Raw genomic sequence first — 14168 nt, 5'->3', positions numbered from 1 at the left:
TGCGGCGCGGCGCTTCATGCCTGTCCAAGAGTAGCTTTGCCCGGAGCGGCGCCGGGCAAGAGGTAGCGTGTGTCCCTTTCAATCAAGCATTCACCCTTCATTGGGCTGATCGATGACGACTGCCATTCGGCACGTCTCTTCATGCGGATGCTTGCTGAAAACGGCGGCCCTGCAGTTTGTCACTTCGGCGATGGCGCGATCGGCCTTCAGGGTCTGACCCGCGTTCTGGAAGATCCTCTGGCGCAATGGCCGGATTTTCTGGTCATCGACCTGAAGGATCATAGCAGGGCGACCTTGGAATTTGTTCGTAGCCACCACGGCTGGCTTCGCCAAAAAGGCGTCGACATCGTGGTGATGGTCCCCCCGACAGATCGGGCGGGCCGATCCAGTTATCTTGAAGCCGGCGCGGCAGCCGTCTTCTTTCGCCAGCCCGAACTCGACGCTTATCGTTGGGAGCTGGATGGCATAGCGGAATTCTGGGTGCGCAATGAGCGCCTGGACGCCGTTGGCATGTAACTCCTGCGTCCACAGGTTACATGCCTCGACGGGAAGCAGAGCGGCCGGGCTGACTATCGCCTGGTATTTCCCAAGCGCTGCTTCCCGTCCTCGAATACGGGCGTCGATCTGCACCATCGACGTCTGGACGCCGGTTCAGCTCCAAGTGAACTGGCGAGGGGGCACGGTTGCGATACCTCCCGATCGCAATCGTACGGGGGGAGAAGTATCCGCCGGCAGCACATTGTCCCTCAATGCTGCCTGGCGACCAATATACTTCTCCCCGCGGCCCATCAGCGGTTCAGCTGTCACTAGACAAAACAGTCCATCTTTGTTGATCACCTGACGGCCTGCGTTCGCCCGTGTAGGTGATGCTCAGTTTAGCGCTCGACGCGGATCTGCAGTTTGACATCATCCGGCCGCGCTTCCACTGCCCGGTCAAATGCCGCCTTGGAATCGTCGAAGGCGAACGTTTCGGAAATGAGCGGCTTGAGGTCCACCTTGCCCGAGGCAATCAGCGCGATGGCGCGGTCATATTGATGGGCATAGCGGAAGACATTTTCGATCCGCAATTCCTTTGTCGAGGCGCCGGCAATGTCGACCTTGACCGGCTCGACAGGCAAACCGACGACGACGATCGCGCCGCCCGGCCGCGGCAGGTCCATGATCGTTTCCCAAGCCTTGGGCGATCCTGAACATTCGAAGACAACGTCCGCGCCCCATCCATCGGTGATCTCGCTGACCTTTTCGGCGATATTGGCGTTGCGGATATTGACGGGAATGATCCCCTGATACTGCGCCGCGATATCAAGCTTCGGCTGCGCCAGATCGGCAATGATCACGCGGGCACACCCGCCTGCCAACGCTGCCAATGCCACCATCGTGCCGATTGGTCCCGCGCCCAGAACGACCGCGGTATCGCCGGGCGTGATCTTGGCTTTGGCCGCCGCCTGCATGCCGACTGCGAATGGTTCAACCATCGCGCCTTCGGCAAAACTGACATTGTCCGGCAGCTTGAACGTATAATTGGCAGGATGCACGACTTCAGCCGTCAGCACGCCGTGGATCGGCGGCGTCGCCCAGAAGCGGACAGCGGGATCGACATTGTACATGCCAAGCCGGCTCGCCCGCGAGTTGGCGTCGGGAATGCCAGGCTCCATACAGACGCGATCGCCCACCTTGAGGTGATCGACGCCCTGCCCGACCTCGACCACTGTCCCCGATGCCTCATGGCCGAGAACCATCGGCTCATTGACGACAAAAGGCCCGATCCGGCCATGCGTGTAATAGTGCACGTCCGACCCGCAGACCCCCACCGTATGGATCGCGATCCGCACCATGCCCGGACCAACCTCGAGCGGCATGTCGATATCGCGCAAGGCGAGTTCGTGTTGACGTTCAAGCACCAGCGCACGGACCATAGCCATGGATTGTCCTCCTCTATTCTCAGATAGATTTACTTGATCACTCGGGCGAGGAACAGGCCGCAAACTTCTCCCAGGCGTCGCGGAAACCGTTGATTAACGCAAGCTACAAACTCCGATCACGATTCATCCTCCACTCATCGTCCTCACATAGATTTCTCCGTGCCTGAGTGGAGCGCGCTATGTCGGTCAAAGACCGTTCGCATTTTTCGACCCGCTTTCTGTTGCCGCTGATTGCGGTCGCGGTGATCGCGCTCGTCGGTCTCGGCAGCTTCCTCGTCTGGTCCGCGCAGCGGATCGATGCGGATGCCTATGGGCACGAGAGTGAGCTGCTGAAACGCGGAATTGCCGAGCTCGCGGTCAATATGAAAACCGCCCAGCAGGATTTGCCGTCTGGGACGAAGCAGTGTCTGCCTATGAACGCGGAGACAGCGCCTGGCTTGCCGAAAACCTCGGCAGCTACCCCTACCAGACCTATGGCCACAACCGCCTTTACCTCGTCGATTCCGAGCATAACCCCGTCATGGCGGTGCACGAAGGCGGTCATGTCGCGCCAGAAACCTCCGTCGATACCATCGATCGGCTGACGCCCCTCCTCCTGCAGTTGCGCACCCTCGACGTTCAGGCCGCCATTTCCGCCTTCAACGAAGGCAATATCGAAACGCCGCCCAACATCGTTGAATTCACGATGGTCGACGGTCACCCGGCCCTGGTCGGCGCCATGCCTCTCCTGTCGTTGAGCGGCTCCAATCCATCCGAACTGGGGTCTGAAGCCATCTTCATCTCCGTCGTGCTGCTCGATGCCGAAATGGCGAGCTACATGGGGACGGAATATCTCGTCGACAACCCCGCCTTCACCCTCAAAAAACCGGCAGGCACCACCGCCATTCCCGTCGTCGACGGTTCAGGCCAGACGATCGCCTGGCTCGATTGGAATGCCTCCCGTCCGGGCTCTCATCTGATCAGCGACACTCTCCCCGCGCTTGTCGCCGGGGTGCTGATCATGGCGCTGATTATCGTCCAACTCCTGCGCAGCCTACGCCGCGTCCTCAAGCAATTGCAGGCCGAACGGGAGGAAGCCCATGAACGCGCCCTGCGTGATCCGCTGACCGGCCTCGGCAATCGCAGCATGTTCCGCGCCACGCTCGAAAGCTGCTTTGCTCTGCCGACCCACAGCCAGCCGCGCCTGGCGCTACTTGCCCTTGATCTCGATCACTTCAAGGAGGTCAACGACAGCATGCGCCACGCGGCAGGCGACGAACTGCTCACCCTCGTCGCCCGACGCCTCGCGCCTTTGCTCTCGCAGCAGGACACCCTCATCCGCCTAGGCGGCGACGAATTCGCCGTGATCCAGCCCGGCATTTCCAGCCATGACGAACCGATCGAGCTTGCGAAAAAGATCGTCGCTGAACTGTCCAAGCCCATGGCGCTGTCTAGTGGCTCGGCAACCATCGGCGTCATCGTCGGCATCGCGACGGCCTGGGATGTCGCCAAAAATGCCGAAGATCTGGAGCGCTTCGCCGATGACGCGCTGTATCGCGCCAAAAACAGCGGCCGCAACCGCTTCTGCCTTTACGGCTCTACGGAAATCAACGAGCCATCACGGCAGCAAAATGAATTGCGCGGCGCCTTCACCACGCGCCGCGCCTGAAACGCCTCAGGTGGTCGGCGCGGGCATCATCATGTTGTAGATGATGAGAATGACCGCAAAAGCGATCACCACACCGATCAGGGACACGACCAGCACGCGCATGTTCATCTTGCGCGGGCTTGCCTGCCGAACTTCGGTGGCGTTCTTGTTCGGATCGTAGGTTTCCATGCGTCAGCTCCCGAATGTGTTGATGATTCCAACGTCTTGCGCTCACCAGGGTTCCTTTTGAGAGGGCTTGACGCAGAGCGCCGCCCGACCGACCCTTCCATATGACCACAAGAAAGCCTTTGCCGATGACCTCCCCTGCCCTCCTCACCCGCATGATCATGGCTGGACAGGGCAAGGAACCGGCCGACCTCGTCATTCGCAATGTCGGCATGCTCGACGTCATCACCGGTGCGGTCACCGTCACGGATATCGCCGTCGTCGCCGACCGCATCGTCGGCACCCATGCCCGCTACGAAGGCAAGACCGAGATCGACGGCACCGGCCGCTTCGCCGTCCCCGGCTTTATCGATACCCATCTCCACATCGAATCCTCGCTCGTCACCCCGCTCGAATTCGACCGCTGCGTCCTCCCCCACGGCGTCACCACCGCCCTCTGTGATCCCCACGAAATCGCCAATGTTCTCGGCGCCGAAGGCATCCGCTATTTCCTCGATAGCGCTGAGCGCACTGTGATGGATGTGCGGGTAAACCTTTCCTCTTGCGTGCCCGCCACTCCTTTCGAGACCGCCGGCGCCCAGCTCGAAATCGAAGATCTGCTGCCCTTCCGCAGTCACCCCAAGGCCCTCGGCCTCGCCGAGATGATGAATTTCCCGGGCGTTCTCAATGCCGATCCCGGGATTCTCGCTAAACTCGTTGCCTATCAGGACGGTCACATCGACGGCCACGCCCCCCTCCTCCTCGGCCAGGCGCTCAATGGCTATCTCGCGGCCGGCATTCGCACCGACCACGAAGCGACAAGCGCTGCGGAAGCGCGTGAAAAGCTCGCCAAAGGCATGGCGATCTTGATCCGCGAAGGCTCAGTCTCGAAGGACCTGAAAGCCCTCGCCGAAATCCTCGACGAAAACACCTCGAGCTTCGTCGCGCTCTGCACCGACGATCGCAATCCTCTCGACATCGAAGAAGAGGGGCACCTCGACAGTTCCATCCGCCGCCTGATCGCCATGGGACGGCCCCTTCACCATGTCTATCGCGCCGCAAGCCACTCGGCTGCGCGCATCTTCGGTCTCGGCGATCGCGGCCTCCTCGGCTCGGGCTGGCGCGCGGACATCGTCCTCGTCGATAGCCTAGAAGACTGCCGCGTGTCCGACGTCATCGCTGCCGGACGCCATGTCACGCCTGCCCTCTTCGACACGCGCAGCCATGTGGAGCCGGTTGGCCTCCTCTCCGTCAAAGCCAAGCCTGTTGCCGCCGAGACGTTCATCACCGAGGCCAAGCCCGGCCAAAATCGCGTACCGGTTATCGGCGTCAAACCCGGTCTCATCCTGACCTTCCGCGAGGAAGCGACACTCGCCACCACAGAAACCGGCCTCCAGCCCGATCTTGCCGCCGATGTCATCAAGGTCGCCGTCGTCGAGCGCCATGGCAAAAATGGCAATATCGGCCGCGCCTTCGTCACTGGCTTTGGCCTCAAGCGCGGCGCCATCGCCTCGTCAGTCGGCCACGATAGCCACAACATCACCGTCGTCGGCGCGACCGACGAAGATATGGCGGTTGCAGTCAATCGGTTGATCGAGCTGCGTGGCGGCTTCGTCGTCGCCGATGGTGGCAAGGTCACGGCCGAACTTGCCCTGCCGATTGCCGGCCTCATGAGCCTCAAAACCTTTGAAGATGTTGCGCACGATCTCCATATCCTCCGCGATGCGGCCAAAGATCTGGGCTGTGTCCTGCCCGAACCCTTCCTTCAGGTTTCGTTCCTCGCTCTGCCGGTTATCCCGCATCTCAAGATGACCGATCGCGGGCTGTTCGATGTCGACAAGTTCGACTTTGTGAGCTGAGCCCATGAGCCTATCTTCACTCTATTTGGCCTGGTTGGAAGATCTGCCGCCACGGCTCAATGGAGTGAAGAAAACGCGCGGCATTTCCGTGCCGATGGACGATGGCGTCTTCCTCAAGACAGACCATTACGCTCCCCGCGCCGATGGCCCGCACCCAACGATACTCATGCGGCTCCCCTATGGCCGCCGCGGTTTTGGCGCCATTTGCGAGGCTTATGCCGAACGCGGATTCCACGTTGTCATCCAGGCCTGCCGCGGCACCGAGCTTTCCGGTGGCGAATTCGATCCCTTCGCCAACGAACGCGCCGATGGTCTCGCGACGCTCAAGTGGCTGGAGCAACAGCCCTGGTACGACGGCCGCATCGGCCTCACTGGCCCGTCTTATCTCGGCTATGCGCAATGGGCTATTTCCGACGCCCTGCCGCCCATTTCAGCCATGGCCACCAAAGTCACCACCTCCAATTTTCAGCCCGTCGTCTTTCCCTCGGGCGCTTTCCACCTCAATCTCTGGTTGTCCTGGGTGCAGGTCATCGAGGGTCTGCGGACCAATCCACTGGCAACTGCGGCTCGCATGTTCTCGGGTGATATCGAGCGCCGCACTGAGCGCGCCGCGAGCGTCTTGCCCCTGATCGACGCCGACATTGCTGCCGTGGGGCACGAGATCCCTTTCTGGCGCTATTGGTTCGACCATGCCATTGGCAATGCCGGCTTCTGGAAAGAGATCGACCACAGTCACCGCCTGTCCAAATCGACACCACCGGTCCATTTCATCTCCGGCTGGTACGACTTCATGGTCGATCCGCTCTTGGCCGACTATCAGCGCCTCGTCGAACTCGGCCACACGCCATTTCTGACGGTCGGCACCTGGTTCCACATCGCCGAAGAACTGCAACGCGACAACCTCCGCGAAACGCTGATCTGGATGCGCGCCAAGCTTCTTGGCGATGCCTCTGGTCTCCGCAAAAATCCGGTCCGGCTTCACATCTCAGGTGAAAATGCCTGGCACGAGTTCGACCGCTATCCACCAGGTCCGCCGACGCCGGTCACTTACGCCATCGCGTCGGACAGGCGCCTTCTGGAGAGGCCAGAAGCACAATCGGGCAGCGACAGCTATCGCTACGATCCCAACGACCCAACGCCCAATCTCGGCGGCGCAATCTTTGCTTTTACCGGCGCCGGATCAGTCGACAATGCCCCTCTCGAAGCGCGCAGCGATGTCCTCGTCTATACTGGGCCGGTTTTGCTCCAGAAGCTGACAGTGATCGGCCAATGCCAGGTCAATCTCAGCATCAAGGCCGAGCATCCCAATGTCGATCTCTTCGTCCGCCTGAACGATGTCGCACCCGATGGCATCTCACGCAATATCTGCGACGGTCTCCTCCACATCACCCCGGACGGTTCATCCCATCCGGAGGGCGCACTCAAGCTGCACCTGAAATTGCATGCCACCGCGCACACATTCCTTCCCGGCCATCGTCTCCGTCTTCTCATCGCCTCGGGCGCCCATCCGCGCTACGCCCGCAATCCGGGCACTGGCGAGCCGATAAATACCTCGGTCCATCTGGTCCCCAACACGGTGGAGGTTTTCAATGATGGCACCACTATCATCCTCCCGACCCATATAATCTGACATTGACGATCATCATTTCATGACATAGTTCCGGCAGCAGCTTCGAGGGACATGTCATGGAAGAAAAATCACGGCTCCAGCCGACCGATGCCGCAGCGTTGCGCCAGGCCAAGGACTTGATCCGAACTGCGCGCCACGGCGCTCTCGCAACGCTCGATCCGGCGACCGGCGCGCCACAAGTTACACGGGTCGGTGTTTCGACCGATTTTGACGGGGCGCCCGTACTTTTGATCTCGGGCCTCGCCGCTCATTTTCCCGCGCTCAAAGCCGATGGCCGCTGCTCCCTCCTCCTCGGCGAGCCGGGCAAAGGCGATCCCCTCGCCTATCCACGAATCTCCATTGCCGCCAATGCGACGATCCTAGACCGCGAAGCCCCCGATAGCCTCCGCATTGCTGCGCGCTATCTGGCCCACCAGCCAAAGGCAAAGCTCTATGCCGACCTCGGCGACTTCCGCTTCGTGCGGCTCGACCCCACAGCCGCCAGTTTCAATGCCGGCTTCGGCAAAGCCTATGCGCTGACCCCGACCGATCTACTCTCCAACGCCGACCCGGCCTTGGCCGCCGCCGAGGCGCACGCCGTCGAACACATGAACGAAGACCACGCCGACGCGGTCGATCTCTATGCCCAGCATTTCGCCAAAGCCCCCAGCGGCAAATGGCTTCTCACCGGCATCGACGCAGAAGGCATCGACATCGCCCACGGCGACGACATCAGGCGCATCTGGTTCGAGAACCGGATCGCAGTGCCGCAAGACATGCACATGGTGCTGGTGCAGATGGCGAAGGCGGCACGCTTGGCGTTGATGGAAGTCTAGGCCACTACCCATTAACCGTAGTCATTGCCGGGCTTGTCCCGGCAATCCATCTCACCTCCGCATGGACCACCGGGACAAGCCCGGTGGTGACGACGAATGAGGGGATGCGACCCTACTTCCCGTCCCGCGCCTTGACCTTGCGCCGCGCCGCATGCAGCAGCGGTTCCGTATACCCGCTCGGCTGATCCGCCCCCTTCAGCGCCAAATCCAGCGCCGCCTGAAACGCGACAGACTGGTAGTTCTCCGCCATCGGCCGATAGATCGGATCGCCCTCGTTCTGGCTATCGACCACCTTGGCCATGCGCTCGAAGACCGAGGTCACCTCATCGCGGCTCACCAGACCATGCCGCAGCCAGTTCGCCACCGCCTGGGAAGAGATACGGCAAGTCGCACGATCTTCCATCAGCCCGACATTGTTGATGTCCGGCACCTTTGAGCAGCCAACACCCTGCTGCACCCAGCGCACCACATAGCCCAAAATGCCTTGCGCATTATTTTCGAGCTCACGGGTGATCTCGTCGCGGCTCAAAGAATAGGGCACCTGCGCCGGCATTGAGAAGAGGTCCGACAGTCCCGGCACCGCTTGATTATGCCGACGGCTCTGCGCCTCGAACACATTGACCTGGTGATAGTGCAGCGCATGGAGCGTTGCCGCCGTCGGTGACGGAACCCATGCCGTATTGGCGCCCGCGTTTGGATGGCCGATCTTGGCATCCATCATCGCCGCCATATCATCCGGCCGGGCCCACATGCCCTTGCCGATCTGCGCGCGCCCCGAAAAGCCGCAAGCCAGCCCGATCAGCACATTGCGGTCTTCATAAGCGCTGATCCAGCGCTCGGACTTGATCTCGTCCTTACGCAACACCGCGCCTGCTTCCATCGACGTGTGGATCTCGTCCCCGGTCCGATCGAGGAAGCCGGTATTGATGAAGAACACACGGCTGCGCGCCTCATAGATCGCCGCTTTGAGGTTGGCCGAAGTCCGGCGCTCCTCGTCCATGATGCCGATCTTGATCGTATTCGGCTTGAGCCCGAGAAAATCCTCGACCGACGCGAAAATCGCGCAGGCAAAAGCCACTTCCTCAGGGCCATGCATCTTGGGCTTGACCACATAGATCGAGCCGGTGCGCGAATTGTTGCCCTTGTCGTGCAGCGCGGAAAGCGCTGTCACCGCAGCATCCATCAACCCTTCGCCGATCGGCTTGCCGTCGAGCAGCACCGCGTCGGTGGTCATCAGATGCCCGACATTGCGCACCAGCAACAGCGAGCGCCCTTTGAGCACCAGCGGCTGGCCATTGGTGTCCTTATAGGTCCGGTCTGCCTTGAGCTTACGCGTGACAGTCTGTCCGCCCTTCTCGAACGTGTCTTCGAGCGTGCCGTCCATCAACCCGAGCCAATTGCGATAGACGCCGACCTTATCCTCGACATCGACTGCAGCGACCGAATCCTCGCAATCCTGGATCGTCGTCAGCGCCGCCTCGACGACGACATCGGCCAGCCCAGCCTTGTGCGCCGATCCGATCTGGCTTTTTGGATCGATGGCGAGGATCACGTGCAGCCCGTTATGCCGGAGCACGATCTCGCCCTGATCCTCGGTCCCACCATAGCCGACAAAGCCGGATGGGTCGCGAAGCCCCGTGCGTCCCGAAGGAGTATCGACTTGCAGGTGTCGCTGGCCCTCAACGTTAACGAGATGGTACCCGATCACATCCGAATGGCTGCCTGTCGCCAACGGAAAACTCTCATCCAGAAACTGTGCCGCCCGCGCCACGACAGCGGCACCACGCTCCGCATTATAGCCCTTGCTCGGCACCAAATCGCCATCGCGGGATATGACGTCGGTGCCATAAAGCGCATCATAAAGGCTGCCCCAACGCGCATTTGCTGCGTTCAAGGCATAGCGGGCATTGGACACCGGAACGACCAATTGCGGCCCGCAAAGGCTCGATATTTCGGGATCGAGATTGTCCGTCTCAATCATAAAATCTTGAGGCTCTGGAACGACATAGCCAATTTCGCGCAGAAAGAACTCGTAGCCCTGCGGATTGTTGGCAACCGGCCCATATTTGTGGTGCCATTCGTCGATCTGGCTCTGCAGCTCATCCCGCTTGGCCAAGAGTCGAGCATTGGTGGGCGCATGCTCACGCACCAGATCTGCCAGCCCATCCCAAAACTGATCGGCCGATACGCCAAGCCCGGCAAGCGCCTCTTTCTCGACGAAATCCACCAGCAAAGGATGGACGGACAAGCCGGATTTCGTCAGGTAGTCGCTCATGCCTGGAACCTCTCGATAACAGTTTGGCGACAGCTTTAGGCCATCGCAGGCGGCGTCACAACCCGCCTAAAGTGGACTTCGCCCTTGCGCCTGCCACATAGACTTCGGCGATCGCGCGGTCGTCGCCCAGCGTTTGCAGGACGAACAGTTCCTCGACCAGCGTCTCGACACTCCCCATCCGCATCTGCATAGTCGGCGTCGCTCGCGCATCGAGCACGACCAAATCGGCCGCCCGCCCCGGCGCCACGCTGCCAATCGTCTCCGCCAATCCAAGCGCTTCGGCATTACCACGCGTTGCCAGATGAAACGACGCCAGCGGATTAAAACTCTGCTTCCGCAACTGCAAAATCTTGAAGGCTTCGTCCATGGTCTTGAGCATGGAAAAGCTGGTCCCTGCCCCAATGTCGGTCGCAAGCCCAATGCGCACGCCATGCTTGAGGAGCCGCTTGCGGTCAAAAAGCCCCGAGCCGAGGAACAGATTCGACGTCGGGCAAAATACCGCCACCGACCCGGTCTCAGCGATCACTGCTGTCTCGCGATGATTGAGGTGGATCGAATGGCCTAGCAGCGTTTTGGACCCCAGAAGCCCATAGCGCTCATAAATTCCAGTATAGTCCGGCGCATCGGGATAGAGCTCCATCGAGTAAGAAATCTCTGCGTCGTTCTCGCTGAGATGGGTCTGCACGTAACAGTCCCCATGCTCCGCCACGATTGCCTGCGCCATCTCCATCTGCCCGGGCGTCGAGGTGATCGCAAAGCGTGGTGAGATGGCATAGAGCCCCCTGCCCCGCCCATGCCAGCGCGCGATCAGCGCCTTGGTGTCGTCATAGCCAGACTGCGCCGTGTCGAGCAGATCGTCCGGCGCATTGCGATCCATCATCACCTTGCCGCCAACCATCAGCATATTACGCCGATGCGCCTCGGCAAAGAAGGCGTCGACCGAACGCGGATGGCTTGAGCAATAAGCGACAGCCGTCGTCGTCCCATGCCGGATCAGCGCGTCATAAAAATCGACCGCAACCGCGTCCGCATGCCCCTGCTGGGAAAACTTCTGTTCCTCGATGAAGGTATAGGTATTGAGCCAATCGAGCAGCGACCCGGCATAAGACGCCATCATCTGGCTCTGCACATAATGGAGGTGCATGTCGATGAAGCCGGCCATGATCAGGTTCGGCCGATGGTCGACGATCACTGATCCAGCCGTATCGGCTTCGGCAAAATCACCGACGGCAATGATGGCGCCATTCTGGATGCTGACCGCGCCGTCTTCGAGATAAAGATAGCTACCCGTATCGTCGATGCCTTCGGGCGCCCGATGAAAACTGAGGACCCGCCCACGCAGGATCGTACGGCTCACGAGCCCGAACCCTCACGGAACCACTGAACGAGAATAGCCCTCTCCTCAGGCGTCATCTCGGTGACATTGCCCGGCGGCATGGCATGGGCATAGCCCGCCTGCATGGCGACATCCTTGGCGTGATTTGCAATGGCAATGTCATTATCGAGGATGACATTCTTCGGCGCCTCATAGACACCCGGCCAAACCGGCTCGGCCGTATGGCACATGGAACAGCGTGTCTGAATTGTCTGGCTCGCCAGCTTGAAATGCTCAGTTGCCATGAACCGCTCGCCGGTCGCGCTGGCAATTGCTGGCGTATCGATCCCAGGCAGCTTTGGCGCCGTCGAGAGCCAAGCAATGGTGATGAAGAGAATGACGGCAACAGCCCAAGTCCAGTGCGGATTGCCCTTCCGCGCGTGGCGCGTGTTGAAATAGTGCCGGATCACGACGCCAACGAGGAAGATCAGCGAGGCGATGATCCAGTTCCACTGCGTGGCGAATGCCAGCGGATAGTGGGACGAGAGCATGAAGAAGATAACGGGCAGCGTCAGGTAATTATTGTGGAGTGAGCGCTGCTTGGCGATTTTGCCATATTTGGCGTCGGGCACCCGGCCCGCCTTCAAATCCGCCACCACGATCTTCTGATTGGGAATAATGATCATGGCCACGTTGGCCGCCATGATGGTCGCAGTAAACGCGCCCATGTGCAGCATCGCCGCGCGTCCGGTGAAGAGCTGCGTATAGCCCCAGCTTGCCGCGACGAGAATGGCGAACAGCACCAGCATCAGCCCGGTCGTCGATTGCCCGATCTTGGATTTGCAAAGCGCGTCGTAAAGTACCCAACCCAGCACGATCGAGCCGATCGAGAGCAGGATCGCGCCCCAGCTCGGAATATCGAGCACATTACGATCAACGAGGTAGAGGTCAGCCCCGACATAGTAGATCAGCGCCAGCAGCGTGGCGCCGCTCATCCAGGTCCAATAGCTTTCCCATTTGAACCAGGTCAGGTGTTCAGGCAAAAACTCTGGCGCCACCAGATATTTGTTGATGTGGTAAAACCCGCCGCCATGCACCTGCCACTCCTCGCCATGGGCCAGCGGCGGCAGGCTGGGCGTCTTGCGCAGGCCAAGATCGAGCGCGATGAAATAGAACGAAGACCCGATCCAGGCGATGGCGGTAATGACGTGCAACCAGCGCACGGCAAACATTAGCCACTCATAAAAAATTGCCAGATCGCCCATGCTGTCCCTCTTCTTGTTCCTCTCCCCATCGGGGAGAGGTGGCTCGGCAAAGCCGAGTCGGTGAGGGGGGGCTGTCGCAATATCTGCGCATGCGGTCAGCACCCCCTCATCCGTCGCTACGCGACACCTTCTCCCCGATGGGGAGAAGAAAAGAGGCGGGCGCAGGCCCGCCCCTCAACACTCAGTCAAACCAGCTAGTTTACGCCGGCTGTTCGACGCCTTCGACATACCAATCCATGCTCAGCAGTTCGGCATCGGTCATGACAACGCCGGCGGCAACGCGCTCGGTGCCGGTGTTGTCCTTGATCGGGCCGGTGAAGATATGGAAGGAGCCGTCGATCTGGCCATTCTTGACTTCGTCAGCGGCAGCGCGAACGTCTTCCGGCACCTTGGCGCCATATGGCCCCATCTGCACGACGTCTTCCTTGAGACCTTCCCAGGTATTGCCGGGCGTCCAGCTGCCAGCCAGAACGGCTTCGGCAGACGCGAGGTAATGCGGGCCCCAATGGTCGATGATCGCGGTCAGCTGGGTGTCGGGCGCAAAGGCGCTCATGTCTGCACCCTGGCCGAAACCACCAACGATGCCGCGCTCGGCCGCAACCTGGAGGGCCGCTGGGCCGTCGGTGTGCTGGGCAACGATATCGATGCCCTGGTCGATCATGGCGCGGGCCGCGTCAGCTTCCTTGGCTGGGTCGTTCCACGTCGAGATATAGACCGGCTTGACGGTGAATTCTGGGTTGATGCGACGGCCGCTCAGCGCCAATGCGTTGATGCCCATCACCACTTCCGGAATCGGGAAGGAGCCGATGTACCCGGCCTTGCCGGTCTTGGACATGTGGCCAGCGATCGTGCCGCAAACCGCACGACCTTCATAGAAGCGCGCATTGTAGAGGCCGATATTCGGGCCGTTCATGTAGCCGGTGGCGTGCTCGAAAGCGATATCCGGGAACTGCGCAGCAACCTTGACCACCGAGTCACCGAAGCCGAAGCTCGTAGCGAAGATCAGCTGGCAGCCCTGCTGGGCCAGTTCGCGAAGGACTCGTTCGCAGTCCGGGCCTTCCGGCACGTTCTCGACGAATACGGTCTCGACCTTATCGCCGAGCTGTTCTTCGACGTAGATACGGCCCTGGTTGTGGGCATAGTTGTAGCCGTTGTCGTTGATCGAACCGACATAGATGAAGCCGATCTTGACCTTTTCGAGCTGCGCGAAGGCGCGCGAGCCCAAGAGCGGCAGCGCCAAGGCGGCGCCGCCGACTTTGACGAATGTACGACGCGAAAGTGTCATCTGATGTTTC

At 60.6% G+C, this 14168-nt stretch carries 11 protein-coding genes and 1 pseudogene; 6 read left to right on the top strand and 6 right to left on the bottom strand.

Annotated features, from left to right (window positions below; all coding sequences use genetic code 11):
• Positions 1–69 precede the first annotated feature (69 nt).
• The gene (locus DevBK_RS02035; protein WP_061910446.1) at positions 70–516 is read left to right on the top strand and encodes a hypothetical protein; all 447 of its coding nucleotides are present in this window, start codon (positions 70–72) and stop codon (positions 514–516) included.
• Between the two features lie 359 nt (positions 517–875).
• Here the strand turns inward: DevBK_RS02035 and DevBK_RS02030 are convergent, their stop codons facing one another.
• Positions 876–1922 (bottom strand): NAD(P)-dependent alcohol dehydrogenase, encoded by a 1047-nt coding sequence (locus tag DevBK_RS02030; RefSeq protein WP_317184302.1) that lies wholly within the window; start codon positions 1920–1922, stop codon positions 876–878.
• 397 nt (positions 1923–2319) lie between these two features.
• On the opposite strand from DevBK_RS02030, the pseudogene DevBK_RS02025 reads away from it, so the two are divergent.
• Both DevBK_RS02025 and DevBK_RS02020 read left to right on the top strand, forming a co-directional pair.
• Positions 2320–2742 (top strand): annotated as a pseudogene (locus DevBK_RS02025) (CHASE4 domain-containing protein); the annotation flags it as partial.
• On the top strand, positions 2728–3570 hold the full coding sequence (locus tag DevBK_RS02020) for a GGDEF domain-containing protein (protein ID WP_317185575.1): 843 nt from the start codon (positions 2728–2730) through the stop codon (positions 3568–3570). The pseudogene DevBK_RS02025 and the gene DevBK_RS02020, both read left to right, overlap by 15 nt.
• A gap of 6 nt (positions 3571–3576) precedes the next feature.
• Here the strand turns inward: DevBK_RS02020 and DevBK_RS02015 are convergent, their stop codons facing one another.
• A complete protein-coding gene (locus DevBK_RS02015; RefSeq protein ID WP_156352219.1) occupies positions 3577–3738 on the bottom strand; it encodes a hypothetical protein in 162 nt (53 codons plus the stop codon).
• Between the two features lie 125 nt (positions 3739–3863).
• Between DevBK_RS02015 and ade the strand changes: the two genes are divergently transcribed.
• From ade to DevBK_RS02000, 3 genes are read left to right on the top strand one after another with little or no spacing between them, the layout of a single operon-like run.
• A complete protein-coding gene (gene ade, locus DevBK_RS02010; protein ID WP_317184301.1) occupies positions 3864–5573 on the top strand; it encodes an adenine deaminase in 1710 nt (569 codons plus the stop codon).
• Between the two features lie 4 nt (positions 5574–5577).
• Positions 5578–7203: a CocE/NonD family hydrolase gene (locus DevBK_RS02005; RefSeq protein WP_317184300.1), complete on the top strand. Its 1626-nt coding sequence runs from the start codon at positions 5578–5580 to the stop codon at positions 7201–7203.
• Positions 7204–7259: 56 nt separating this feature from the next.
• Complete coding sequence (locus tag DevBK_RS02000; protein WP_317184299.1) at positions 7260–8018, top strand: HugZ family protein; 759 nt, start codon at positions 7260–7262, stop codon at positions 8016–8018.
• Between the two features lie 112 nt (positions 8019–8130).
• Here DevBK_RS02000 and DevBK_RS01995 read toward each other — a convergent pair whose 3' ends face one another.
• The 4 genes from DevBK_RS01995 to DevBK_RS01980 form a co-directional block, all read right to left on the bottom strand.
• Entirely contained in the window at positions 8131–10293 is a 2163-nt protein-coding gene (locus tag DevBK_RS01995; RefSeq protein WP_317184298.1) for a malate synthase G, read from the bottom strand.
• A 55-nt stretch (positions 10294–10348) separates the two neighbouring features.
• A complete protein-coding gene (gene guaD, locus DevBK_RS01990) occupies positions 10349–11650 on the bottom strand; it encodes a guanine deaminase (RefSeq protein ID WP_317184297.1) in 1302 nt (433 codons plus the stop codon).
• Positions 11647–12873 carry a urate hydroxylase PuuD gene (locus DevBK_RS01985; RefSeq protein ID WP_317184296.1) on the bottom strand — a complete coding sequence of 409 codons (1227 nt, stop codon included), beginning with the start codon at positions 12871–12873 and terminating at the stop codon, positions 11647–11649. Before DevBK_RS01985 ends, guaD begins: the two co-directional genes overlap by 4 nt.
• Before the next feature lie 199 nt (positions 12874–13072).
• On the bottom strand, positions 13073–14158 hold the full coding sequence (locus tag DevBK_RS01980; RefSeq protein ID WP_317184295.1) for a BMP family ABC transporter substrate-binding protein: 1086 nt from the start codon (positions 14156–14158) through the stop codon (positions 13073–13075).
• Between the last annotated feature and the right edge of the window lie 10 nt (positions 14159–14168).

It is taken from the genome of Devosia sp. BK (assembly GCF_032907385.1).
Taxonomy (GTDB): domain Bacteria; phylum Pseudomonadota; class Alphaproteobacteria; order Rhizobiales; family Devosiaceae; genus Devosia.
This window is presented reverse-complemented; position numbering and strand designations above follow the sequence as displayed.